The organism is Spinactinospora alkalitolerans (genome assembly GCF_013408795.1).
Lineage (GTDB): Bacteria > Actinomycetota > Actinomycetes > Streptosporangiales > Streptosporangiaceae > Spinactinospora > Spinactinospora alkalitolerans.
Genome location: NZ_JACCCC010000001.1, coordinates 1 through 22,308 on the forward strand (window position 1 = coordinate 1; position 22,308 = coordinate 22,308).

At 72.2% G+C, this 22,308-nt stretch carries 27 protein-coding genes and 1 pseudogene; 4 read left to right on the forward strand and 24 right to left on the reverse strand.

Annotated features, from left to right (window positions below):
- Positions 1-274 precede the first annotated feature (274 nt).
- Both HDA32_RS00005 and HDA32_RS00010 read right to left on the reverse strand, forming a co-directional pair.
- A complete protein-coding gene (locus HDA32_RS00005) occupies positions 275-556 on the reverse strand; it encodes a hypothetical protein (protein ID WP_179641205.1) in 282 nt (93 codons plus the stop codon).
- 444 nt (positions 557-1,000) lie between these two features.
- Positions 1,001-1,228, reverse strand: coding sequence for a hypothetical protein (locus tag HDA32_RS00010; RefSeq protein ID WP_179641206.1), 228 nt, complete (start codon positions 1,226-1,228; stop codon positions 1,001-1,003).
- A 48-nt stretch (positions 1,229-1,276) separates the two neighbouring features.
- Here HDA32_RS00010 and HDA32_RS00015 point away from each other — a divergent pair, with 48 nt between their 5' ends.
- Complete coding sequence (locus HDA32_RS00015) at positions 1,277-1,483, forward strand: DUF397 domain-containing protein (RefSeq protein ID WP_179641207.1); 207 nt, start codon at positions 1,277-1,279, stop codon at positions 1,481-1,483.
- A 112-nt stretch (positions 1,484-1,595) separates the two neighbouring features.
- Here the strand turns inward: HDA32_RS00015 and HDA32_RS00020 are convergent, their stop codons facing one another.
- The 5 genes from HDA32_RS00020 to HDA32_RS00040 all read right to left on the reverse strand — a co-directional run bounded on the left by HDA32_RS00020 (position 1,596) and on the right by HDA32_RS00040 (position 5,761).
- Positions 1,596-1,922, reverse strand: coding sequence for a hypothetical protein (locus tag HDA32_RS00020; protein WP_179641208.1), 327 nt, complete (start codon positions 1,920-1,922; stop codon positions 1,596-1,598).
- A 56-nt stretch (positions 1,923-1,978) separates the two neighbouring features.
- Positions 1,979-3,454, reverse strand: a complete 1,476-nt coding sequence (locus tag HDA32_RS31655) for an ASCH domain-containing protein (RefSeq protein WP_312862976.1) — start codon at positions 3,452-3,454, stop codon at positions 1,979-1,981.
- A gap of 4 nt (positions 3,455-3,458) precedes the next feature.
- Positions 3,459-4,064: an AAA family ATPase gene (locus HDA32_RS00030; RefSeq protein ID WP_179641209.1), complete on the reverse strand. Its 606-nt coding sequence runs from the start codon at positions 4,062-4,064 to the stop codon at positions 3,459-3,461.
- On the reverse strand, positions 4,064-4,972 hold the full coding sequence (locus HDA32_RS00035) for a hypothetical protein (RefSeq protein WP_179641210.1): 909 nt from the start codon (positions 4,970-4,972) through the stop codon (positions 4,064-4,066). Before HDA32_RS00035 ends, HDA32_RS00030 begins: the two co-directional genes overlap by 1 nt.
- Before the next feature lie 282 nt (positions 4,973-5,254).
- On the reverse strand, positions 5,255-5,761 hold the full coding sequence (locus tag HDA32_RS00040) for a DinB family protein (protein ID WP_179641211.1): 507 nt from the start codon (positions 5,759-5,761) through the stop codon (positions 5,255-5,257).
- A 234-nt stretch (positions 5,762-5,995) separates the two neighbouring features.
- On the opposite strand from HDA32_RS00040, the gene HDA32_RS00045 reads away from it, so the two are divergent.
- Both HDA32_RS00045 and HDA32_RS00050 read left to right on the forward strand, forming a co-directional pair.
- On the forward strand, positions 5,996-6,202 hold the full coding sequence (locus HDA32_RS00045) for a hypothetical protein (protein ID WP_179641212.1): 207 nt from the start codon (positions 5,996-5,998) through the stop codon (positions 6,200-6,202).
- Positions 6,203-6,424: 222 nt separating this feature from the next.
- A complete protein-coding gene (locus HDA32_RS00050) occupies positions 6,425-7,270 on the forward strand; it encodes an excalibur calcium-binding domain-containing protein (RefSeq protein ID WP_179641213.1) in 846 nt (281 codons plus the stop codon).
- A gap of 169 nt (positions 7,271-7,439) precedes the next feature.
- Here HDA32_RS00050 and HDA32_RS00055 read toward each other — a convergent pair whose 3' ends face one another.
- Complete coding sequence (locus tag HDA32_RS00055; protein WP_179641214.1) at positions 7,440-8,066, reverse strand: peptidylprolyl isomerase; 627 nt, start codon at positions 8,064-8,066, stop codon at positions 7,440-7,442.
- 530 nt (positions 8,067-8,596) lie between these two features.
- On the opposite strand from HDA32_RS00055, the gene HDA32_RS30390 reads away from it, so the two are divergent.
- Positions 8,597-9,142 carry a hypothetical protein gene (locus HDA32_RS30390; RefSeq protein WP_179641189.1) on the forward strand — a complete coding sequence of 182 codons (546 nt, stop codon included), beginning with the start codon at positions 8,597-8,599 and terminating at the stop codon, positions 9,140-9,142.
- Between the two features lie 42 nt (positions 9,143-9,184).
- Here HDA32_RS30390 and HDA32_RS30395 read toward each other — a convergent pair.
- The 16 genes and pseudogenes from HDA32_RS30395 to HDA32_RS00140 form a co-directional block, all read right to left on the reverse strand.
- Positions 9,185-9,364, reverse strand: a pseudogene (locus HDA32_RS30395) (Atu4866 domain-containing protein); the annotation flags it as partial.
- A gap of 124 nt (positions 9,365-9,488) precedes the next feature.
- A complete protein-coding gene (locus tag HDA32_RS00070; protein WP_179641215.1) occupies positions 9,489-9,815 on the reverse strand; it encodes a hypothetical protein in 327 nt (108 codons plus the stop codon).
- Between the two features lie 192 nt (positions 9,816-10,007).
- Entirely contained in the window at positions 10,008-11,315 is a 1,308-nt protein-coding gene (locus HDA32_RS00075; RefSeq protein WP_312862977.1) for a M14 family metallopeptidase, read from the reverse strand.
- Positions 11,316-11,635: 320 nt separating this feature from the next.
- Positions 11,636-11,878: a hypothetical protein gene (locus HDA32_RS00080; protein WP_179641216.1), complete on the reverse strand. Its 243-nt coding sequence runs from the start codon at positions 11,876-11,878 to the stop codon at positions 11,636-11,638.
- A 73-nt stretch (positions 11,879-11,951) separates the two neighbouring features.
- Complete coding sequence (locus HDA32_RS00085; protein WP_179641217.1) at positions 11,952-12,656, reverse strand: GNAT family N-acetyltransferase; 705 nt, start codon at positions 12,654-12,656, stop codon at positions 11,952-11,954.
- An 83-nt stretch (positions 12,657-12,739) separates the two neighbouring features.
- Entirely contained in the window at positions 12,740-14,158 is a 1,419-nt protein-coding gene (locus HDA32_RS00090; protein ID WP_179641218.1) for an FAD-binding oxidoreductase, read from the reverse strand.
- Positions 14,159-14,483: 325 nt separating this feature from the next.
- Positions 14,484-14,900, reverse strand: a complete 417-nt coding sequence (locus HDA32_RS31985) for a hypothetical protein (protein WP_179641219.1) — start codon at positions 14,898-14,900, stop codon at positions 14,484-14,486.
- A 40-nt stretch (positions 14,901-14,940) separates the two neighbouring features.
- The gene (locus tag HDA32_RS00100) at positions 14,941-15,567 is read right to left on the reverse strand and encodes a dihydrofolate reductase family protein (protein WP_179641220.1); all 627 of its coding nucleotides are present in this window, start codon (positions 15,565-15,567) and stop codon (positions 14,941-14,943) included.
- Entirely contained in the window at positions 15,564-16,040 is a 477-nt protein-coding gene (locus tag HDA32_RS00105; protein ID WP_179641221.1) for an SRPBCC domain-containing protein, read from the reverse strand. Before HDA32_RS00105 ends, HDA32_RS00100 begins: the two co-directional genes overlap by 4 nt.
- Positions 16,037-16,375: an ArsR/SmtB family transcription factor gene (locus HDA32_RS00110; protein WP_179641222.1), complete on the reverse strand. Its 339-nt coding sequence runs from the start codon at positions 16,373-16,375 to the stop codon at positions 16,037-16,039. Before HDA32_RS00110 ends, HDA32_RS00105 begins: the two co-directional genes overlap by 4 nt.
- A gap of 1,612 nt (positions 16,376-17,987) precedes the next feature.
- Complete coding sequence (locus HDA32_RS00115; RefSeq protein WP_179641223.1) at positions 17,988-18,377, reverse strand: Rv3654c family TadE-like protein; 390 nt, start codon at positions 18,375-18,377, stop codon at positions 17,988-17,990.
- Positions 18,378-18,387: 10 nt separating this feature from the next.
- Complete coding sequence (locus HDA32_RS00120) at positions 18,388-18,777, reverse strand: TadE family type IV pilus minor pilin (protein ID WP_312862978.1); 390 nt, start codon at positions 18,775-18,777, stop codon at positions 18,388-18,390.
- Position 18,778: 1 nt separating this feature from the next.
- A complete protein-coding gene (locus HDA32_RS00125; protein ID WP_246334169.1) occupies positions 18,779-18,982 on the reverse strand; it encodes a DUF4244 domain-containing protein in 204 nt (67 codons plus the stop codon).
- A 450-nt stretch (positions 18,983-19,432) separates the two neighbouring features.
- A complete protein-coding gene (locus HDA32_RS00130) occupies positions 19,433-20,179 on the reverse strand; it encodes a type II secretion system F family protein (RefSeq protein WP_179641224.1) in 747 nt (248 codons plus the stop codon).
- Between the two features lie 55 nt (positions 20,180-20,234).
- Positions 20,235-21,008: a type II secretion system F family protein gene (locus HDA32_RS00135; RefSeq protein ID WP_179641225.1), complete on the reverse strand. Its 774-nt coding sequence runs from the start codon at positions 21,006-21,008 to the stop codon at positions 20,235-20,237.
- A 5-nt stretch (positions 21,009-21,013) separates the two neighbouring features.
- On the reverse strand, positions 21,014-22,225 hold the full coding sequence (locus tag HDA32_RS00140) for a TadA family conjugal transfer-associated ATPase (RefSeq protein ID WP_312862979.1): 1,212 nt from the start codon (positions 22,223-22,225) through the stop codon (positions 21,014-21,016).
- Between the last annotated feature and the right edge of the window lie 83 nt (positions 22,226-22,308).

The following is a 22,308-nucleotide window of genomic DNA, read 5'->3' on the forward strand; positions in this document are numbered from 1 at the left end:
TGCACGTCAGGTGGGTGTGGCCGAGGTTGGCCAGCACGTAAACCGATCGGTTTGGGCCCGCCGTGTTCGGGGTTCTTGTGGCGTCTTTTCGGATTGCTCAGGATTTGCCCTCGACAGCGGGACTCGGGCGTTTGTACTGTTCCTGGTGCGGCACACAGGGGCCCATCGCCGAGGTGCGCAGCAGCCCCACCCCCTCCGGGGCGTAGCAGAGCATCCGGCCCCCACAAGACCGCCCCATCCCCGTACCTCTCCTCGGGGGGCGGGGTGGTCTGCGTTACGGGCGGTGCGGGCGCTCCAGCAGTGATTGCGCGAGCCGGATCGGCCAGCCGAGGTCGGCCACCACCCAGGTGACGAGGCGGCGGTGCGCGGGCTGCTGCGACAGGCGGACGGCGCCGCGCTCGCGCAGGACGGCGCGCCGGCGGCACTGCGGGCAGCCGCACGGGTCCGCGCCGCGCAGCGCCCGCCGGTAGAACAGCCACATGTAGACGGCGCCGACGAGGATGTAGGCGGCGGCGCCCGCGAGTACAAGCCACAGGTAGAACACGATCGTCTCCATCGGAGATGGGCGTGTAGAAGAAGTGCGGCCCGGCCCCTGAGAGGAGAGGGCCGGGCCGCTGGGGATGCGCGCTCCCTGGAGAGGCGGTAGGGAGCACGCTGGGGAGGGTGGCCGTGGGCGCCCCCGATCACCTCCGTCCACGGCCACCAACACTGCGCCAGGGGGGCTGGGGGTAGGGGTCCCCGGCGCGGCGGGTCTTCAGGGAACAGGCACCCGGCGGGGCACCTGCTCGCCGCGCGGCCGCGGTCGGCGGGACCGTCACCCCAGCAGCAGCGTCAGGGCGTCGATGCTGTCGCGCTCGTGCAGTCCGTCGCCATCGGTCGCGTACCAGCGACCGGAGTGCTCGCCGTACCAGACGATCACGTCCGGGTGCTGGGCCTGGAGCCGCGCGGCGGCGGCGTGGGCGTCGGCGTGCTCAGGGGTGCGTCCGCCACCTGGCGGTGGTCACTGCGGCACCTCCGGGCCCTGCTGCTCTTCGCGGTAGGTCCACATGAGCGTGCGGGCGGTGCGGATCGCGGTCTCAGCCGCGGCCAGCCACTCCTCCTGCCGGTCGTGGTCGTCGGCCCCAGGCCACAGCTCCACGGTCATCCCCGTGCCGAGGATGATGGTGATCTCGCGGGGCCGGGTGTCGGTGATGTCCACCTCGCGCGGGTCCGGGTGGATGAGCGTCAATCTGGTGGTATCGCAGGGCTGCTCGACAACATGCAGTAGAAGGACACCATGACATCGCCCAACATTTCCCATCACCTCACCTTCCGCAAGAGCTCCTACTCCAGCTCCCGTGGCCAGAACTGTGTCGAGGTGGCCGACACCTCGGCGGGATCGGCGATGCGGGACTCCCAGCACCCGGAGAACGGTCACCTGTTCTTCACACCGGCCGAGTGGTCCGCGTTCATCAACGCGGCCCGCGGAGGCGACTTCCAGTAGCCCAGGCAGCAAGAAGGCCCTCGGTATCGCCGGGGGCCTCTCGCATGCATTACCCAATGCATTTCCCGCACCAATGGGAGCGCTGGCGACGGGGCATCGGCCATACCGGGCCCTACCCGGTGATCTCCACGCCCTCCATGGTCCAGGTGTCGCCCTGGTCGCTGGTGGAGATCGTGCACACGTAGTCGGTGGCGGTGCCGTCGACGTCGACCGACCCGGCGATCTCGTAGGTCCGAGGCGACTCCGCGGAGGTGACCTCCACGTCCGGCGAGTCGTCGAACTGGGCGGACTCGCCGAGGTCCAGCTCCTCGCGGACCGAATCCTCGCACATAACGCCGGCGGCTGTGGCGTCGTCTTCGGCGGTGCGTTCGCCACCGCATGCGGAGGCGAGCAGCAGCAGGGGAAGGGCGGCCAGGGCGGAGACGGTGCGATGCTTCATGGGTGCTCCGGTCGGTGGGGATTGATCGGGATGCTAGCCTGCGGCGGCCGCGCCGACTAGGAAACCGACTCAACCGGCAGGGCCGGGGTGGCGAGTTCGATGCCAATGGCCACCACACCGAGCGCCTCGCGTTCGGGCGGGTAGATTTCACGGATGTTGCGGAGCTGGTCCTCCCGGGTCGCGGTCGGGTTGACCGAGGAGAGCGGCTCGTGGTCGAACATCTCCTCGAAGTCGGTGTAGCGGGCGATCCGGGTGATGCGGGTCAGGACCTCCTCGTCGCGGCACCGGAACCGCAGCAGGTCCCCGACCTTGAGCCGCTGGCGGCTGCTGTCGTTGACCCGGATCTCCGTGGTCTTGGTCCCGGCCTTGATCAGGTCGAAGTACCGCTTGTAGATGCCCATCTCATGGGCGCGGGGCCGCTGTTCGAGGTCGGCGGGTCGGTTGGTCATGAGGCGTCCGAGTTCCTTGACGGTGAAGCTGCGGAAGAAGTGTTTCGGATCGGTCAACAGCTCGCCGACGAGCCACAGGAGCACGTCGACGTAGTGGTCGGTGCCGCCCGGCCACGTGGTGGTGTCGAGCATCCAGGGTTCCACGTCGGCGGGCAGCGCGCCCTTGCCGCGCTCGCGCAGCAGCGACTTGGACAGCTTCGCCCCGGTGTGGGCGAGCACCTGCGGGGTGAAGATCCTCAGCGGCATCTGGTGGCCGGGCGTGCCGATGACGCCGAGCGCGCCGTCGACGAGCTGGCAGCCGAACGCCCAGTCGCCGCCTTTGAGCATCACGTGCATGGTCTCGGTGTCGCGGCCCAGAAGCCGTTCCTTGACGAGGTTGCGGTACAGGGTCGCCAGGTCGAGGTAGGCGTCGGTCTCCGGGTCGACGTCGACCTCGTAGGCGCCGTGGTCGAAGCACCGGGCGGTGAACCGGGCCCCCTCCTCGCCCAAGCCCACCAGCTTGGTGCGTTCGGCGCGCTTCTCCGCCCACCCGCACTCGGGGCAGGGGAGCCGGGTGTGGACCACACCGTGGGAGGGAGCCATCCACCAGCGGATCTCCTCCAGGCGCTCCAGGGTACGCAGGAACTCCGCGCGGAAGCCCGGGGCGGCCTGCTGGTCGGTGTAGGTCTCCAGCGTGTAGTCGGTGCTGGCGGCCTCCGACAGGGAATCGAAGAAGGCCCGGTAGTAGGTGCCGATCAGGTCGCCGATCCCGGCCTTACCGAGCGCGTGGAAGTAGGTCTGCTGGTAGGCGTGGTGGGTCTCGGGGTCCAGGACCACGTCGTGCGGCGCGTTGTCGAGGGCGCCGAATCGGACCGAGGTCTCCACGGAGAACTCGCGGCGGGCGACCTGGGCGAGCAGGAACGCGGTCGTCTGCACCAGGTTGGTGCCCAAGTGCGGGGCGCCGTTGATCTGGGTGCCGACCACGAACTCGATCCGCTTGGGTCGGGTGGCCTGGATGCGGGGGCGCAGGATGTCGACCGAGCGCAGCAGGGCGTTGGCCAGGACGCTGTTGGGCGAGATCAGCAGGGGGGTGGATGCCGACACGGTGTCACCTCTTGGGCTTGGGTATGCGCAGGTTGTTCAGGATGAAGTCGAGGCGGTTCGAGGCGGAGTTGGCGGGGACGAACACGGGGTCGTACCCGGCGTCGTAGTAGCCCTGGACGATCAGCTCGTGCACGCGGCGGATCTCGCGGTCCTTGGCCCACACGATGTCGTCGGGGTCCTCGAAGGTGTCGAGTGGATCGAGGACGAACACCGCGTCGTAGCGGTAGACGCGGTTGGCCTCTTCGAGCTGGGGTGTGGGGGACAGGCCGAAGAACCGCTCCCAGCCGTAGGAGTCGGGGATGCCCCGGTTGTAGAAGCGGATGCCGGACTTCTGGGCCTCGAACTCGGCGACGAACGCCTCCAGCACCTCGGCGGAGTATTCGCGCCGGTCCTCGGCGCGCAGGTGGCGTCCCAGCCGCTCGCGGTGCTTGCGGTAGATGGCCCGGCCCGGCTCGGACTCCATGCAGGGGATGCCGGCGCCGAGGATTTCGGCGATCACGTCGTCCTTGCCCGCTGACGGGCCGCCGGTGATCACGTAGCGGCGCGGGTCCTCCTCTGCCGCCTTGGCGATGGCGGCGGCGAGCGGGTCGGTGTTTGCAGGTGTGGTCATCAGTGGTCCTTGTTCTCGTTGCGGTGGTCCAGCCACGGGCGGGACCAGGTGTTGCCCAACTCGACTTCGGCGCGCATGACGGCGACGAACGCGGCCCGGTCGGGGTGGTCGGCCCCGGCGCGGGTGAGCTTGGTGATGTGCTCGTCCTTCAGGGGAGGCACCCATCCGGCCAGGGCCACCACATCATCGACGGAGAGGTCCCCCAGTGCTCCGAAGGAGCCGGGCGGGTAAGAGCCGCGGTAGCGTTCGGCTTCGGCCCTGAGCAGCCCGTAGCGCCACGCCGCGGTGACGGCCTGGCGGCTGATCTCTTGGAAGCCTTCGCCCATGCTCGCCATCCGGTCCAGGGCCAGCAGCTCGGAGCGCAGCGCATAGATCGCCGCCCACACTCGGGCGAGCTGCTCTTCGTGCTCGGTCAGCTCCCAGGCGAAGACGTCACGGGGAAGCTGCGGCGGAGCGCCTGCGGGAGTGAGCCGGGGTGCCGCCACGCGGGTGGTGCCGAACTGCTCCGCGTCCTGCTGGAGCATCCACGCCAGCCGGTCGACGAGTCGGGGCTCGACACGCTTGCGGAAGTGGTGCACCTCGTGGCCGGCGGCCGCGGCAGCGGCGGCGCGGCGGGCAGTGAGGGTGGTGCCCGGTCTCCCCGGAGGAAGACCGAACAGGGCCCGCGCGGCTTCGGCGTATCGGGCGTCGTCGAAGCGGGCGAGGGCCGCCCGCAGCACGCCGTCCAGGGCGGTGGCGAGAGAGGCGGGGTCGGCAGGGTCAGCGGCCCGGACGATGACCCCGCGCAGATCGAGGAGCCGGGGCTCGACATGGTCGGGAACGACGGGCAGGCCCTTGCGTAGCAGGGGGAGGAGGCCCGAGACGATCGTCTCGTCCACCCCGTCGGGGGGTCGGTCGGTGTCGTTCATGGAACGAGTCAAACACGATGCCCAGAAAATGCCCAGTGTCTTTGCCCAGAGAATGCCCAGTGACATGATGCGGCCAAGGAGCCGGCACGGCGGCTGATCGGATCATCGAGTCGCACCCCACGCACGTGGGGATGAACCGGCCGAATAGCAGAGCCGAACTCCGCCCCCGCGCCGCACTCCACGCACGTGGGGATGAACCGGCATCTCGGGAGTAGCCGAGTCCCTCCATCCGCCGACCCCCACGCATGTGGGGATGTTTGGTGGGCGGGCGATGTGGTGTGGTCAGGCTCCGACGGTTCCGTCGATGCCCTCTCGTAGGAAGTCGGCGTGGCCGTTGTGGCGGGCGTACTCGTGGATCAGGTGCAGCATCACCAGCCGCAGCGACACGTCCTCACCCCATTTGGGCTGGTGGCCGGCCACGTCGAGGGACTCCGCCCCCTGCTCGATCCGGCGCGCGTGCACGACCTCCCTCTGCCAGGCGTCGAACGCCTCCGACCGCGTGGCCGCATTCGCGTCGTAGGCCACTTGGAAGTCGCCCTCCTGCGACCACACGAGCGGGACGTCCTCCCCGTTGATCACCCGGCGGAACCACGTGCGTTCCACCTCGGCCATGTGCCGCACCAGGCCGAGCAGCGAGAGCGTCGAAGGCGGCATCGACCGGCGGCGCAGGTCCTCGTCGGAGAGGCCGTCGCACTTCATGGCGAGCGTCGCGCGGTGGTAGTCGAGGAAGGCGCGCAGCATCTCGCGCTCGCCCGCGGTCAGAGGCGGGCCGATTCGTTCGGTGGGCACTGCTGATTCCCTTCGACGGCGACGCGCGGCCCTGAATCCGCTTCCCTGCAGCGGGTCGCACACTCCATGGACGGCCGCGACGCCGGCTGAGGGTATCGGGTGACCGCGCATCCTGTGGCGTGGACCTGCCGGGTGCGGGCACACCGGGTGATCGTGCGGACTCGGCGGCTACCGTCGTTCCTTCTCCGTTCCGCAGGCGCGGTTGGCCGTCGTGGCGTCGGGTAGGTCCGGCTCGTGTTCTGGCGTGAGACCAACCGGAGCGTGCTGCGCGCGTGGTGGCGGGCCGTGCTCATCGGCCTCGTGGCGGGTGTCGTGATCGGCGCCGCGGCGCTGCTGGTCGTGGACCGGTGGCAGGACGCGGGCCAGGCGGGCCTCGTCGGGGCCGTCGTGGCATTCTTCGTCCGGTTCCTGGCCAAGCCGGTGGACGAGCGGCGCGAATAGCGGTGGCCGGGTCCGATCTCCGCGGACGGCGGCGTCCCCCCCGCCGGTCATCGCGTGCTCCTCAGGGAGTGGAGACGCCGACGAGCATGACGGTCCTCCCGCCTCGCGGGCGGATTCCGCCGACTCCGGACGCGCGTGGCGCCGTTCGGTTGACCGGGGTTCCGGTCCTGGCCAGATGTCTCCCGATTGCGGACACAATCTCCGACAGGGGGCTAGCGTCCCATGCACGCCGCCGCGCTGGTTCTGCCCGCCGGTGCGGCGCTGGCCGACGGCGCCCCGTCCGCCACCGCGACCCCCGCCGACTGCGGCGGCGTCGAGCTGGCGTTCACCAACCCGACCGACTGGGCGTGGACGTTCGACTACCGGGTCGACGGCGAGGAGCCCTCGGCGCCGGTCGAGCCGGAGCTCGACGGGCTCACCATCGAGGAGGGGCCGCTGGCCGGACAGCCGTTCGGGCCGCTGTACCAGACGGTTGACGTGCCCGCCGGCGGCTCGGAGACGGTGCCGGTGGAGTTCGAGGACGGCTCGGGCGGGCACACGGTGGAGTACCGACTCGTCCGGGGCCCGGAGCAGCACATGTTCCTGGACTGGCAGTCGGTGACCGTGTCGGCGTGCGAGGCGGAGGAGGAGCCGCCGGGCGACGGCGACGACGGCCAGGACGGGGAGCAGCCCGGCGGCGGCGATGGTGGTGGCGATGGCGACTTCCAGGACTTGGACTGCTCCGACTTCGCCACGCAGGAGGAGGCGCAGGCCGTGCTGGAGCAGGACGCCTCGGACCCGCACGACCTCGACCGCGACGGTGACGGCGTCGCCTGCGAGACCCTGCCCGGCGGCGGTACCGGTGACGGTGACGGTGACGGCGACTCGGACGGCGACGGCGACGACAAGCCGACCCCGGCCGACGGTGGTCAGGACGACGGTGACACCGACGCGGCCGGCGGTTCGCTGCCGGTGACCGGTGCCGCGCTGGGCGGCCTGGTGACCGCGGCCGCGGTGGCGGTCGGCGGCGGCGGCGCCGCGATGTACTTCTCGCGCAGGCGCAAGGCCGCCGCAGGCTCGGACGAGTAGCCCTCGGGCACGCACGACGCCGCCCCGCACCTGGGACTTCGGGTGCGGGGCGGCGCTCTCGCGCGTGTGGGGGCGCATCCGGCCACCGCACACGCGGCGGCGGGGACCACCGGGACCGCGGTCCGCGCGTCGCCGTCCACAGGGTGTGGGCGGAGTCGCCGGAGAGCGGTCAGCCGGTGGAGCGGTGGACGGTGACCGACTCCAGGACGACGTCCTCGGTGGGGCGGTCGGCGCCGTCGGTCGGAATCGCGGAGATGGCGGCGACCACGTCGTGGCCGGCCTGATCGGCGACCTCGCCGAAAATGGTGTGCCTGCCGTCCAGCCAGGGCGTCGGCGCCGAGGTGATGAAGAACTGCGAGCCGTTGGTGTCGGGACCGGAGTTGGCCATGGCCAGTCGGCCCGGCTCGTCGAACGCCAGGTCGGGGTCGATCTCGTCGGCGAAGGTGTAGCCGGGGCCGCCCGTGCCGGTGCCCTCGGGATCCCCGCCCTGGATCATGAAGTCCGGAATGACCCGGTGGAACACCGTCCCGTCGTAGAACTCGTCCTTGCCGGTCCGCGGATTGGCGGCCTTGTCGCCTTCGGCGAGCTGCGCGAAGTTGGCCACCGTCTCGGGCGCCCGCTCGGGGAACAGCGTGACCTCGATCTCGCCCTCGCTGGTGTGCAGCGTCGCGCCCGTGACCGCGGCGGCCGAGCCGTCGCCGGAGTCCTGCGCCGCGCCGTCGGCCCCGCAGGCCGCTGACGCCAGAAGGGCGGTGCCGAGGAGAGCGGCTGCTGCGGTCCTGGCGAAACGGTTCATCGGGCGCTTCTTTCGGCTGTTCGTCGGGCGTTCGGGCTCCACAGGTTAGCGTCTGGTGCTCCGGCCGTCCCGCGGCGCCGACCCCTCCCGCACCGGATGCGGGCCGCGTCCGGCTGCGCGGCCTTTTTCGGGATTTTCCTGAGCATGATCGTCCACAGCGCCGCCCAATGCCCTACGATTTCCAGAGCAGTGCCGGGCAGGGCTTCCGGCAGGGCTGCGGACGCGGTCGGGAACGTCCGCCACCGACGCCGGCGGCGCCGCCCCCGCCCATCGGACCGGGCGATGCGGAGCTCTCGCCGGTCGGTCGCGAAGGGCGCGAGCGAACCCCCAAGGATGATGCGATGACGCGGAGGGGCGTCGGCGCGTCGTCCGATCGCACCCTCTTGAGCAGACACCGACACCCATCGACGTAGCCGCACGGAGTGCAGGAGTGCCTCGCAGTCGGCGATGCGTCTGATCGATTCGAATGGCATACAGCTTGGTAGCGAACCGATCCAGAGTAGTTGATCGACATGGATGACGACTCGGTCATGGATACCTCTTCTCCGCGCCGCGTGCGGGGAAGGCACGCCCGCCGCTCCGTGCCGTGGCTGCCGATCCTGGCCGGCGCCATTGTCGCCGTGGGACTGGCCGGAGCGGGCCTCACCTGGTTCGCGTCGGGATCCGACCCCCAGGTCAGAGCCTCCGATACCCGTTCGGAGCCGCTGGACGCGCCGACCGGGTTCCCCGGCGGATCGCCCGCTCCGTCGGAACCGGCCGCCGAGGCCGACGGCGGCGGCGAGCGCCCTTCGGAGGGCACGACCGTGTCGACGCAGGTGGAGCCGCAGACGGCGAGCCCGTCCCCGTCGGCCCACGAGGAGAGCGCGCCCGCGACGCAACCACCGGCGTCGGCCCGCGATTCCTCCGGTTCGGGGGAGTCGACGGACGGGTCGTCCGGCGGCGGTTCGCAGCCGGAGAGCGGCGGGGGCGGAGGGGAAGCCGGGTACCGGCACGCTCAGCCCGATCCCGATCCGACACCGACCCCGGCCGACCCGGACGACGACGATGACGACGGGTCGTCGTGGTGGCTGTGGTGAGCGGACGCCCGGCCGGCGCGGCCACCTCTCCCGGTGGAACGCGTAGCCGCCGTGGTGGAGGTCGCCGTCGGCGGTGAACCCGGTGTCGCCGAGGTACTCGACGCGGTCGCCGTCGATGGTGTGGCCGCCCGCGTAGGCGCTCCTGCGGCTGCCGCGCGCCTCGTCGTAGCGGTCGCCGGGGAGCAGTTCATGGCGGACGCGGCCGTCGGCTGTGACCCACATGCCGATGCGGGGGGTCCCGTTCGCTCATGGTCGCGACGCCGGACGGGCGGGTCCGGCCGTGCCTGGCCCCGCTGCTCCAGGGAAGCCCGCTCCGGGGAGGGCGAGCGGGCGGGGCCGCGGGCCGCTACCGCCCTTCGTCCCCCTCCCCGGTGGGATCGCCGACGAGTTCGGCCTCGTCGGCGAGCACCAGCATCACCATCCCGTCCGGCGCCTCCACGCGCAGGTAGGCGCCTCCGAGGCCGGCCGGGGTGTGCCCCACGACCGTGTGGACCGACGCCCCGTGCCGGCCGCGCACGCGCGCGCCCCTGGGGAACGTCCGCCGCGTCGCGGCGTGCCGGATCCGCTGCTCCACATCGGCCAGGCGGTTCTGCAGCCTGCGGATGGCGTCGGGGCTCAGCTCCCGCCCCTCGTCGTCGAGCACGCCGTCGGAGGTGATGGTGAACGTCGTCACCGGACCACCTCCGGTGCGGCGCCGCGCCCCCCGGCACCGGTGGAGCACTCGCGCATCGGTTCGGTGCCGTCAAGTGCCAGGTCGCACGTGCGGAGGAGTCCGGTGCCCATCGCTACGCCACCCCCTCTGCAATGAGATACGGGCGGACACGGGGCGGCGGTTCAGCCGGTCGCCTCGATTCCGGCCCTTTCGTCAGCCGGATGCGCCCGCGCCGCAGTACCGCTGCTCCTCGCCGATGATCCGGTAGGGGCAGTCGGCGTACTCCAGCAGCCGCAGCACCGCCTCACGGTTGCGCGAGGTCTCCCTGGTGATGACCTCGTCCGGCGGGTAGAAGCCGCCCCCGGCGGAACCGGCGGGATACATCTCGAAGGTGTAGGAGAAGATCCCCTGGTCGCCCCACAACCAGTCGTTGATCGACCCGTCGGTGACGTAGAGGTCGCTGGACTGCTGCGGCGTGTAGCCGTTGGACCGCGCCATGAGCCGGCCGAGTTCGGCGTGGGCGTCGTAGTCGTCCCGCGTCATGCCCGGTGCGGTCTCGTCGTAGGTGTAGCCGTACGGCCAGAGGATCAGCTCGCCGTAGGTGTGGAAGTCGATCGCGGCCGTGATCTGCTGCTCGCCGCCGACGACCCGGCTGCGCACGAAGTCGGACACGGCGCGCACCTCGGGCGCCGACGCGGCGGAGGGCCCGCGGTAGGTGCTGCTGAACGGGTTGCCCGACGAGCCGCCGCAGCAGCCCCAGTTGTAGGCCCAGTTGCGGTTCAGGTCCGTTCCCACCGCGCCGTTCCAAGGGGTGGGCTGCCGGTTCTTGCGCCAACCCCGGTAGGAGCCGGTGGCGATGTCGTACTCGCCGCCGTCGGGGTTCAGATCGGGCAGGACCCAGATCTCGCGCTCCCGCACCAGTTCCGTGATCCGCGGGTCGGAGCCGTAGCCGTCGGTGAGCAGGTCGAGCAGGTAGACCGCCATCTCGACGGTCAGGTGCTCCCTGGCGTGCTGGTGGTGCGTGAAGAGCACCTCGGGTTCGTCCTCGTCCGCCGCCGCGTTGTCGCTGATCTTGACCGCCATGAGGTCCCGGCCCTGGTGCGACGAGCCGACGCTGGTCCTTCTCGCGATCGAGGGGTGGTCGGCCACGACCTGGTCGACGGCCGCCGTGAGTTCCGCGTAGTTGTGATAGTCGGAGTCGGCGGGAGGAAAGTCCAGGGCCCTCGGCTCGGTCTCGGGCTCCGGCCCGGCGAGCGCGGTCACCCGGAAGCCGAGCCGTTCGACCGCGTCGGCCTCCTCCGATGTGGCGGTGATGACGAGCGAACCGTCCGCGACCTCGTCGATGGCCGCCCCGGTGCCGGCCACCCGGGTGCGCTCCTGCCGGGTTTCGGGCCCTTCGACCCGGTACTGGAGGTGGGACCGTTCCGCCGTCCCGGGCTCTGCGGCGGCGCCGCCGGCCATGACGGTCGTGAGGAACACCGCCGCCAGGGCGAGCCCGCTGATCAGCCTGCGTCCTTTCACGTTGCCTCCAAGGGAGTGGGGGGTGAGGCGTCGGACCGCACCCACTCATTTGAGAGGTACACGCATAGTAGTGTCAATATGACGGATTGCTAGTTTCATGTCCCGGCATGTCCGCGTTTCGGACATGCGGCAGGCGATGAGCGGGTTCGTGAGGGTTCGTGGCCGGTTGCGGCCAGATCCGGTCGACGGCCGTTCCCGGGAGCACGTATCGGCACGGACCGGCGGCGGGCCGGATGCGGGGCACCGCCGCGCCTCCCGGGGCTCCCGTGACTCGGGGTCCTCCTCCGCGGCGGTCGGGGCGGGGCGGCGGCCCCCGGTTCTCAGGCGACGAGCTCCCAGCCGACGAGTGTCCCGGTGAGCCGGTCGGCGAGCTCGGCCAGCGCCTCGGGAGTGGGGACCACCCCGTCGGAGAGCAGCCGCGCGCGGGAGTAGACCACCCGGCCGTCGCTCTGGTGGGCGCGGGCCACGGCCGCCCACCCGTCCGGACACACGATGATCACGGCGTCCTCCGGCGCGTACATCAGCGCCAGCAGGTGTTGCGGGAGTACCTCGGGGGTGGGCATGCGGCGGCCTTTCATGGTCGCGGTGGAGGACCATTGTCCCGCGCGGTGCTGACATGCGGGGGCGTGCGCGCCCTCACACCCGGAACCCCTCAGGGGGCGCGCCTCCGGCCTCCGCGGAGACCGTACCGCCCCCCTCGTCCAGGCCGAACAGCGCCGGCCCCGGTCCCAGCCCGGTCACCTCGATCCCCCCGGTCCGGTGCCGCAGCCAGTCGGCGCGCTCCATGAGCAGGCGCTGCTCGCGCACCGGGCGGCCGCGGACCGCGATGCGCTCGGCGCCGTCACGTCGGTAGCCGAGCCTGCGCGAGACCTCGAGGGAGGCGGCGTTGTCGCTCATGGCCGCGCTGCGCGCCGACTCCGCGCCCAGGCCGGCGAAGGCCAGGTGCAGCGCGCCGGCGCGCATCTCGGTGCCGATTCCGCGCCTCTGGAAGGAGCGTCCCAGCCACGACCCCGTGCTCACCTCCCGGACGACCGCGAAGTCCCGCGCCGCCAGGTCCTGCGTCCCCACCACCCGGCCGTCCAGGAAGACGGTCAGCGGCAGGGTCCAGTCCTGCGGCGTCCACTCCGCCAGCCGCCGCCAGTGGTACTGCATGACGGCGCGCGCCCGCTCCTCCGGCGGGGCGTCCGTCCAGGGCACGATGAACGGCATCACCTCGGGGTCGTGCACCCCCTCGGCCGCGAGCTCGGCCAGGGCGTCCAGTTCCTCCGGTTGCGGCAGCCGCAGTTCGAGGCGGGGCGTGGCGACCTTCAGGTCGTACAGGGGCCAATGGCGCATTCCCATGCCGGGATTGTGCGGCAGGGGCCGGTGATCGGCCAGTGGTTTTCCCGCGGACGGGCCGGACCGCGCCCCGGCCCGTCCGCGGCTCAGCTCGGCTTGATGTTGTGGTTGAGGTGGAAGACGTTGTGCGGGTCGTACTGGGCCTTCACGGCGGCGAGGCGCTTGTAGTTCTCGATGCCGTACCCCGCGATGACCCGCTCCTCGCCCTCGTTGCCGATGAAGTTCAGGTAGACGGCGCCGATCGCCCAGGGCCGCATGTCGACGCCGATGTCGTGCACCCACCGCTTTCCGCGCTCGTCGTCGGCCGGGTCCTCCCACATGCCGAGCGGGTGGACCGCCCACGGCGCCCGCCGCCACGGGATCGGATAGTCCGCTCGCACCCGCCCCACCGCGCCACCCTGGCGCCACAGCGCGTGCAGGCTCGGCGAGGGGGAGATCATCTTCTCCCCCTGGGAGCAGAAGAGGTCCACGGCCTGGTCGGGGAGGGAGCCGAGGTACTCCGCGGACCAGTAGTTGCGGTAGCCGGGGTCGTCGTCCAGCATGCTCTGCAGCTGAGAGTAGGGCAGTTCGGCGATCATCCGGCCGTCGGGGTTCAGCTCCAGCACCGGATCGGCCAGTTGGCGCAGCCCGTCCAGGTCGCCGGTGTAGGTGACCAGGACCGCGCACACGCGCGTGCCGACCAGGTGCTCCGGGACGAACGCCTCGGGCGGCGCTGTGAGGTAGAAGAATCCTCCGCCGACCTCGTCCGGGGCCGAGTCCATGAAGTCGCGGTAGGCGTGCGCGACCTCGGGGCCCGCCTCGGACCTCCACAGCAGCAGGGCCGCCGAGAACGAGGGGAGCGGGTGCAGCCTGAAGGTGAACGAGGTGACCACGCCGAAGTTGCCGCCCCCGCCGTGCAGCGCCCAGAACAGCTCCGGGTTCTCCTCGGCGCTGGCGCGGACGGTGTCGCCCTCCGCCGTCACCAGTTCGGCCGACAGCAGGTTGTCGCAGGCCAGTCCGAATTTGCGCTCCAGCCAGCCCGATCCGCCGCCGAGGGTGAAGCCGCCGATCCCGGTCGTGGACACCCGCCCGCCGGTCGTCACCAGACCGTGGGGCTCGGTCGCGCGGTCGAGCGCGCTCATGGTGGCGCCGCCGGCCACGCGGACCGTGCGCTCATCGGGATCGACCACCACCTCGTTCATCCGCCGCAGGTCGACGACGATGCCGCCGTCGGTGAGGGCGGTTCCGGCCACACTGTGCCCGCCGCAGCGGACCGCCGTCTCCAACCCGAGTTCGCGCCCGAAGCGGATCGCCCTGGCGACGTCCTCGACGCTCTCGCACTGGGCGATGACGCCCGGCCGCCGGTCGATCATCGTGTTGAAGACGGCCCGCGCCTCGTCGTAGGCGGGGTCGCCGGGCAGGATGACGCCGCCCGCGAAGCCGACGTGGAGGTCGGCGAGCGCCGTGGTGCCGGGGCCGTCGGGCGCCGTGGTGGATGTTCCGATGTCGCTCTTGCTCTGTGTCATGGGATCCTCCTCGATCCTCGGCCGGGGACGGCGGGCGGTCGCGTGGACCGCGGCACACCGCATACGACCTCGATGAGGAGCTCCGCCACCGCTGTGGCCGACCCGCGCCCGGATTAGGAATTCTAGATATGGGCCGGGGAGACGCGTAATTCTTCATGTCAATTGAATACGGGAAGTTTGGTCCTGCTATGCCGAGTAAGAGCCGAGTCGCAGGGGGCGCGGAAGCAACCGCCGTTCCGCGGCAGCGGAGCGTGATCGGACTCATCGATTCGGTTGACATAGGTGAACGTCCGAATAATCTCCGGGTGGAGAATTCGGGACGAATTCATTGAGCCTTTATCGGTAACAGTCGGTTGCGTTGAGTGATCTCGCATCGTGCGGTTGCTCTCGTAGTGGAGCAGGATGCGGGCGGCGGCGGTGATCGCGCCGATCCGCCAGGGGTCGGGACCGACCCGGCGTAGGGTCTTAAACGCATGATGAGCAGGGCGTCCGCGCGTTCGCCGATGCCTCGGATGCCGCGGATCAGCTTGTTGTAGGTCTGCCGGTCATCGGTCGGCTCGGCGCTCTTGGCCTTCTTGATCGGTACGCACACGATGTCGGCGGCGCCCTCGTAGCCCAGGTCCGCCAGGCCGGTGGGATCGCCCGCGACTTCGGCGAGCACGTCGATCCCCTCGTGCGGGTACCGGTAGACCGTCTTGACGCATTCGGCCGGGTCGAGGCCGAGGTCAGAGGCCCAGCGCACACCGGACAGGATCAGGTTGCCGGGCTCCCGGTGGCGCTGCTTATGTGAAGGCGGTGACGCCCTCGTATTCGCCTTGGCGTGCTTGGCCGGTCACCTCGTATTCGAGGAGCAGCAGGCCGTTCGGCGTGGCCTCGTGGTGGAGCAGGCGGAGACCGGACGGGGTGCCTGCGCCGGTCAGTAGCCGTCGGCCGGTCCGGAGGACGGCGGGGGCGACCACGAGGCGGAGCGTGTCGATCAGGCCCGCCGACAGCAGTGAGTCGCCGAGGCGGGCGCTGCCGTGGATCTGGAGTTCCCGGCCTGGCCGCGCCTTGAGTTCGGTGACCGCGTGGATCGGGTCGCCCTTGAGGACGATCGTTGGGTTCCAGGTCCCTTCGGTGAGGGTGTTCGTCACGACGTACTTCGGCAGGGTGTTCATCCGCTCGGCGAACGGGTCGGCCGGATCGGTGATCTTCGGCCAGTCGCGTGCGAACGCCTCGTAGGTCCGCCGTCCGAGCAGCAGGCCGCCGGCGAGGTCGAGCCAGTCGGAGGCGCGCTGGACGAACGTCCCGTCCATGTGGGGAACGAGCCAGCCGCCGCGAGCGAATCCGTCGCTGGTGTCCTCCTCCGGCGAGCCGGGTCCCTGGCTGACCCCGTCGAGCGTGACGAACTCGGTGAGGGTGATCTTCATCGCGGGGCCATGCTCTCGGTGAGCGCGGCCAACTGGCCGGCGACCGAACCCCAGCCCTCGGCGAAGCCGAGCTTCTCGTGATGAGCGCGGGCCTCCGGGTCGCCGTGCCGGACGACCATCCGGTAGTCCGTGCCGTCCGGGTGATCGTCCAATGTGATCGTGGCGGTCATCGCGACCGGGGCGGGATTCGCGGGGCGCCATGTGCTGTCGATCGCGTTGGTGAACACGATCCGCTCGAGTTCGTCGACGGCGAGGAAGCACGCGTCCAGGTGCGGGACGAACTCGGTCCCGTCGTCGCTCAGCCGCGTCACGAACGCCCCGCCGGGCCGCAGGTCCAGGCGATCCACCCGGCAGCGGGACGGGGCCGGGACCCACCACTGCTCAAGCCGGGACGGGTCGGTCCAGGCGCTCCACACGGTTGCGCGCGGGGCGCGGATGATCCGCTCCAGGCCAAGGTCGAGGTCGGGATTCACTGCCTGTTCTCCTCCGGGTCGGTGACGAACTGTTCGAGGCGGTCGGTGCGCTCCTCCCAGATCCGGCGCTGCTCCGCGAGCCAGTCGTCGACGAGGGCGAGCCGCTCGCGGTTGAGCACGCAGGTGCGCACCCGGCCGGACTTGACCGTGCGGATGAGCCCGTTCGATTCGAGCGTCCGCACGTGCTTCATGAACGAGGGGAGGGTCATCGGGAACTCGCGGGCGAGGTCGCCGACGCTCGTGGGCCCGTGGCCGAGGCGCCGGACGACGGCGCGCCGGGTCGGGTCGGCGAGGGCGACGAACACCCCGTCGAGCTGCACCGAATACTGTGCCATGTGGCTAAGTATGGCGGCTCCGCAATAGTTAGCGCAAGGGCTAAGTGTCGAGCCGCACAGGCGAACACAGACCGTCACCGACCATTACAGAGAAAGGCTCATTCGGTGGCCGGTGTGGAACCGGGAGTCGCCGGCCCGGATTTCTCCGGCCGGTCGGAACGGGGGAGGTGTCGCGGACCGCCCGTGCGCGCAGGGGCGCGCGGCGCACGCCTGAACGGCCGGAATCCGTGCCGGGGCCGCGGACTCCTCGACGACGGCGGACCGCGTGCAGCCGGCGAGCACCGCAACCGCGAGCAAGGGTCCCCACTGATGACCGATACGCATCCTCTTCCTCCGTGGACGTCGAGTGCGGAGAGCACTGTGGCGCCTCGCGCGCCGAAAGTCGGCCAACGGTCCGCTGATCGGATGGTGGTTCCAAGGGGGCGTCCGGTGACGGTGTCCGAGGACGCCCTCGGGGTTATCACCGGGGCGCGCCCGGGTAGGTGACGTCGCCATGAGCCTGTCCACCCAGCTTCTGGTGCCCCTCAGTGTCCTGATCGCGATCCTGGGACTCATCGCCATCGTCCTGCTCGTACGGAAGCGCTGAAGCGCGGGGCCGACCCGTCGGCGTCGGTTTCACGGGGAACGTCATCGGGGGTCCTCCGGAGGCTCGGCACCGGCCCCGCCGCCGGGAGGATCCTCGGGGCTGCGGTTCTGTGGCGGGTCCGGCGGCGGGGACGCGGGATGAGGGTCGGTCGCCGGCCGACGGCCGGGACAGCCGGCGGCGGGACGGGTGGCGCACGGTCGCGGCTCGCGCAGCGCCGCCCGGAGCGGTCGACGCAGTCGGCAGCGGGGGGCGGTGCCGCCGGGAACGGGAGAGGGCATCGGGGTCACCTCCATGAGGGTCGGGAGTTCGTCCGGCGCCGGCCTCGGTACCTGGGCGGGAACCGCGGCCAGCCGACGGTGAGCCGCAGGGCCAGCGTCAAGGCAGCGAGGACCAGCGCCCACGCCGCCGCGGTTCCCAGCAGCCGCCCGCCCGGGCCCGCGGCCGGAGGCGCGTAGCCGTACCGCACTCCCGGGGACGCCTGCTCGGACGGTGGCGATACCGCCGGCCCCGCGGACGCGGTGTGCGGCGCGGTGGAACCCGTGGGCGAGGAGGGTGACGGTGTGGGCGGGGGACGGGAGGCGCCCACACCGTCACCGGGGGAGGCGGACGGAGACGGGTCGCCGCCGTCCGCTGGGCCGTCCTCATCAGGTCCGTCGTCGGGCGGGTCGAGCGAACGGGTGAGCACGGTCGGCGGGCGCCCCGGAAGGGGCGGGGAACCCGAGGGGTCGAGAGGGATGGCGGGGAGCGGGTCCGAGGGCGGGACGAGGTCGACGGGACCGGACGGGAGCACCGGCCGCGGCGGCAGCGGTGGTGCGTTCGGGATCGGATCGAATCGGGGCCGGGACGTCTCGACGGGCGGCTCACCGCCCCGGCCGCCGCCGACGGTGGTCTGAGGGCCTGGAATGGGCGCGGTGAAGGCGCACAGAAGAGTGATTCCGGTGGCGACCACCGCGATGTGGGCGGCGCGGCTGTACGGCGGAGGTGCGGCCACGGGCTCTCCAACCTGGATCGGGACGCTGGGAGGCGTTACGGCGCGGTCGGGGCGAGTGGACCGGCGCGGGCGTCGGCGGCCATGGTGCCGGGCCACATCCGGGCCGGAACCCGCACGCGGACGTCCATCGTGAGTCCGGAGACCTCGCAGGACGTCAGCCGGGCGCCGTTGGCCTCGGCGGCCTTCACCGCGGTGGCGCAGGCCCGCTCCGAGCCCCGGGCGGCCTGCCGGGCCCCGGCCAGGGCGGCGAGGTCGGCGGCCGCAGCGGCGCGGTGGCGATCGGTGCGCACGCTCGCCACCAGTACCGACGTGAAGGCGCAGAACCAGATCAGGGCGCACAGCACGAGCACCCACACCGTGCCGGATCCGGTCTCGCGATGGCGGGGCGCCGGGAGGCGGCGCACGGGCGGGAAGGTGGAACGCATCAGCGGCTCCTCACCGTTCGGGTTCGATCGGGGTGGCGGCCTCGCCGCCGACCCGGAGCGGAGTGGACGGTCCCGGACCGAGCGGCACCGGTGCGCTGACCCGGACGCGGGCGAGGCCGACGTCCTCGGAGAGCCGTACGTCGGCGTTGACCGGGCCGAGCCGGGAGACCAGGTCGCGCACCACCCGGTGGTCCTCGCCGCGGGCGAGTGCGCGGGCCCCGATACGGGCGGCATCGACGCACGCGAGGTGCGTCGCCGCCGCTTGGACCGCCGCGAGCGCGATCCCCAGGATGAGCGCCAGGCCCGGGAGCGCGACGGCGATCTCCGCGGTGACCGTGCCCCGGTCGCCGACGCCGCCCCTACGGGGAGCGGGACAGCCCGTACTGCAGCGGCGGCGCACCTCAGCCCCCGATCTGGAGGGCGTCGGTGACCATCCGGGTGAGGGTGTCGCGGACTTCGGAGCTGGTCAGGATCACATAGAGGATCGCGGCGAACGCGCACGCCGAAACCGTTCCCAGGGCGTATTCGGCCGTCGACATCCCGCGGTCGCGGGTGCGGGGGGTGGGGAAGGCGAACCTGCTGAGGGCGGCGAAGGCGGTGAACATGGAACCTCCTACGGGCGTGGTCGGGTCCGGGCCGGGCGAGACGGCAAGGGAGCGTCCCGCCTGAAACCAGATTGCTCCGGGAAAGACAAGAGGGGAAAGCCGAATTTCTCTTCTGTGGATAACTCCGGGAAATCCACCGATGTGCTGAGGGCATCCGGTTCGCTCGGACAGCGACCAAAGGTTCATTGCGCGGCCTCGACCATCGGTCGTGAATTCGGGTTTTGACCTCAACTCAAATGGGTTTTTAAGGCCCGCCCCAGGAGGGAGGGCGCGCGGGAGGATCGCCCGGTCACCGCGGATCCCTCCCCGGGGCGAGGTTCAAGCCCCCGATGGCCAAGGGCCGCGGGCATGGTTCCCCGGTCACCGCGAGGCTCCGGCCCGGGGGTGAGCTTCACGACCTCCGATGGCCGAGGCCGAAGCTCAAGGTCAACGGGGGACTTCTCGCGGGGCTCACGGCAGGGCCAGGCCGGAGACGAGGTCGGCGGCCAGGGGGACCACGCCGATGAGGGCGAAGGCCGGCAGGAAGCACAGGCCCAGTGGGATGACCACCAGCACGCCGAGCCGCTGGGAGAGCGCGAGCGTGCGTGCGCCCGCGGCGCGGCGGCAGTCGGTGGAGTGGCGTTCCAGGACATCGGCGACGGGGGCGCCGGTGCGGGCGGCGCGCGCGAGTGTGCGGCCCAGAGCGGCCAGCTCGGCGGGTTCGCGCAGCTCCTGCCATGCGGCGGCCGGGTCGGCGCCGAGCCGGAGCCGCTCGGCCACGCCGTTCAGCTCGGTCCCGAGCGGCCCGCGCACGGCCCCGGCGACGGCGTCCAGAGCGTCGGTCATGGTGGAGCCCGACCGCACCCCCGCGGCCAGGAGATCCACCGCGATCGGCAGTCCGACGACCACGCGCGCCCGCCGTTCCCGGACGGCACCGGAGTCGGCGCGGTTCAGCCGCCACCAGATCGCGCCGCCCGCTCCAGCACCGAGGAGTACGCCGACGGGGAACCCGAGGATCAGCGTGAGCGTGCACAGCGGCGCGCACGCCACCAGCCCGCGCACGACCGGCCCCGGGCGTCGCGGGGGCCGCGCCGGAGTCGGCCGCGGTTCCGGGCGCAGCGCGGCGAGCCGCCGCTCGGCCGGTGAACGGCCGTCTCCCGTCAGCAGCCAGCCGGCCGTCGCCGCCGCGGCGACGGCCATCAGTTGCAGCAGGTCCATGGGTCTGCGGCTCCCGGTGCGAGGAAGGAGGGCGAGGGGGCGGATGAACCGGGGCTCACCGCGGCTCCAGGGCGATCAGGACCCGGCGGACCATGCGGTGGGTCCACCACAGCCCCAGGGCGTTGAGGGAGAGGCCGGCGAGGAGGCACAGCAGACCCGCCGGGGTGGTGAAGAGGAAGGCCAGCGGGTTGCCGCCCAGCGCGGTCGTCATCAGCAGGCCGGCCGCGGGCAGGGCGGCCAGCAGGAGTGCGGTCGTGCGGGGGCCGGCGAGGTTGGCGGCGAGTTCCCGGTGCCGGGCCTCTTCGTGGGCGAGGCTCTCGGCCAGGCGTTCCACGACGTCGGCCAGGCCGCCTCCCGTACCCGAAGCGACCTGCCAGCAGGCGGCGAGGTAGCCCAGGCCCGCTGCGCCCGGACGGGCCGCCGCGCCGCGCAGCGCGGGACCGGGGTCGAAGCCGCCGCGGGCGGCCGCCACCGCGCCCGCGAGTTCGGCGGCGACCGCGGGGTCGAGCTCCTCCACCGCCGATCCCAGCGCGTCGGCGGGCGTCCGGCCGCCGCGCAGCTCCGCCGCCATGACGCGGCAGAGCTCGACGACGGCGCTCCGCCACCGGGCCCGGCCGCGTCCCGACGCGGCGTCGATCCGGGCGCGGGTCGATGTCCACAGGCCGGGGAGGGGGCGGCGCGTCGCGGGGGCGCGCGGGCGCAGCGCTCGCAGCCGCGCCTCGGGGACGGAGGGCAGCGCGCGAACCGCGGCGAGGCCCGCGGCGCCGAGCGCCGCCAGCCACCCGGCGTGGCCGGTGAGCAGGGCGAGCCATGCGGACGCCGTGGACATCGGGCTCAGCGCTCCCCGGGGCCGGCGTCGCGCCACCACGGTCCCAGGCGTTCGGTGAGTTCGGGGAATCCCGGCTGCTCGGCGCCGCCGCGACCGTCGCGGAACGTGATCGCCGGGACCGCCCTGACCAGTCCCGAGGCATCGCGGCGCAGCACGCAGACCTCGGCCACCCGGCGCGGACCGCCGGGATCGCGGGCCAGGTGCACGACCAGCGCGCGCGTGGCGGCGAGCTGGCTGTGCACCGCCTCCCTGCTCAGCCCGGCGGCGCAGCCCAGCGCCTCGATGCGCGCGGGGACGTCGACGGCCGCGTTGGCGTGGACGGTACCTGAGCCGCCTTCGTGCCCCGTGTTCAGGGCGGCGAGCAGGTCGACGACTTCAGCGCCCCGGACCTCTCCCACCACCAGGCGGTCGGGGCGCATGCGCAGCGCCTGCCGCACCAATTGGTGCATGCTGACGCCGCCGGTGCCCTCGATGTTGGGCGGGCGCGCCTGCAGCCGGACCACGTGCGGGTGCTCGGGCCGCAGCTCCGCGGAGTCCTCCACCAGCACCAGCCGCTCGTGCCGACCGACCAGGGAGAGCAGCGCCGACAGCAGCGTCGTCTTCCCGCTGCCGGTCCCGCCGCAGATCAGGTAGGCCGACCTGGACGCGACCAGCGCGCGCAGCAGTCGCGCGCCGTTCGGGGGCAGGCTGCCGGAGGCCACCAGCTCGCCGAGCGAGAACACCCGCCGGCGCGGCAGCCGCAGCGACAGGCAGACGCCCTCGGGAGCGATGGGCGGCAGCACCGCGTGCAGCCGGGCGCCGGAGGGGAGCCGCGCATCGACCCAGGGGGCCGCGGCGTCGAGTCGGCGACCGGCCTGGGCGGCGAGGCGCTGGGCCAGTCGGCGGACCGCGTCGTCGTCGGCGAAGCGGATTCCGTCGGCGCGCCGAAGACCGGAGTCGCCTTCGACCCACACCTGGCCGGGGCCGTTGACCAGGATGTCGGTGATGCCGGGGTCGGCCAGGAGCGGCTCCAGCGGACCGGCCCCGGCGAGGTCGGCGCGCAGCAGCCGGACGATCGCCAGGACCTCGGCGTCGCCGAGTACCCCGCCTTCGGCGCGCACCGCCGAGGCCACCCTCGCCGGAGTGGGCTCCGCGGACTCGCGGACCAGTCGGGTGCGCACGGCGTCGAGCAGGGCGGGCGCCGGAGCGGAATGCGCGGGCGGTGGAAGAGGGGACACGGGCACCTCGATCCGGTGAAGCGCGGCGGACGGCACCGGGCCGCCCGATGCGGCCGGTGGTTTCAGGGCATTCGGCTGCCGGT

What these genes read in the sequence shown, in the direction of transcription:
- HDA32_RS00035 (WP_179641210.1), bottom strand. Translation starts at nt 4,972, where the DNA reads ATGAACGACACCGACCGACCCCCCGACGGGGTGGACGAGACGATCGTC.
- HDA32_RS00130 (WP_179641224.1), bottom strand. Translation starts at nt 20,179, where the DNA reads ATGGACCTGCTGCAACTGATGGCCGTCGCCGCGGCGGCGACGGCCGGC.
- HDA32_RS00085 (WP_179641217.1), bottom strand. Translation starts at nt 12,656, where the DNA reads ATGGGAATGCGCCATTGGCCCCTGTACGACCTGAAGGTCGCCACGCCC.
- HDA32_RS00115 (WP_179641223.1), bottom strand. Translation starts at nt 18,377, where the DNA reads ATGCGTTCCACCTTCCCGCCCGTGCGCCGCCTCCCGGCGCCCCGCCAT.
- HDA32_RS00125 (WP_246334169.1), bottom strand. Translation starts at nt 18,982, where the DNA reads ATGTTCACCGCCTTCGCCGCCCTCAGCAGGTTCGCCTTCCCCACCCCC.
- HDA32_RS00005 (WP_179641205.1), bottom strand. Translation starts at nt 556, where the DNA reads ATGGAGACGATCGTGTTCTACCTGTGGCTTGTACTCGCGGGCGCCGCC.
- HDA32_RS00080 (WP_179641216.1), bottom strand. Translation starts at nt 11,878, where the DNA reads ATGCCCACCCCCGAGGTACTCCCGCAACACCTGCTGGCGCTGATGTAC.
- HDA32_RS00110 (WP_179641222.1), bottom strand. Translation starts at nt 16,375, where the DNA reads ATGGCACAGTATTCGGTGCAGCTCGACGGGGTGTTCGTCGCCCTCGCC.
- HDA32_RS00100 (WP_179641220.1), bottom strand. Translation starts at nt 15,567, where the DNA reads ATGAAGATCACCCTCACCGAGTTCGTCACGCTCGACGGGGTCAGCCAG.
- HDA32_RS00135 (WP_179641225.1), bottom strand. Translation starts at nt 21,008, where the DNA reads ATGTCCACGGCGTCCGCATGGCTCGCCCTGCTCACCGGCCACGCCGGG.
- HDA32_RS00020 (WP_179641208.1), bottom strand. Translation starts at nt 1,922, where the DNA reads ATGAAGCATCGCACCGTCTCCGCCCTGGCCGCCCTTCCCCTGCTGCTG.
- HDA32_RS00055 (WP_179641214.1), bottom strand. Translation starts at nt 8,066, where the DNA reads ATGAACCGTTTCGCCAGGACCGCAGCAGCCGCTCTCCTCGGCACCGCC.
- HDA32_RS30390 (WP_179641189.1), top strand. Translation starts at nt 8,597, where the DNA reads ATGGATACCTCTTCTCCGCGCCGCGTGCGGGGAAGGCACGCCCGCCGC.
- HDA32_RS00050 (WP_179641213.1), top strand. Translation starts at nt 6,425, where the DNA reads ATGCACGCCGCCGCGCTGGTTCTGCCCGCCGGTGCGGCGCTGGCCGAC.
- HDA32_RS00030 (WP_179641209.1), bottom strand. Translation starts at nt 4,064, where the DNA reads ATGACCACACCTGCAAACACCGACCCGCTCGCCGCCGCCATCGCCAAG.
- HDA32_RS00090 (WP_179641218.1), bottom strand. Translation starts at nt 14,158, where the DNA reads ATGACACAGAGCAAGAGCGACATCGGAACATCCACCACGGCGCCCGAC.
- HDA32_RS00015 (WP_179641207.1), top strand. Translation starts at nt 1,277, where the DNA reads ATGACATCGCCCAACATTTCCCATCACCTCACCTTCCGCAAGAGCTCC.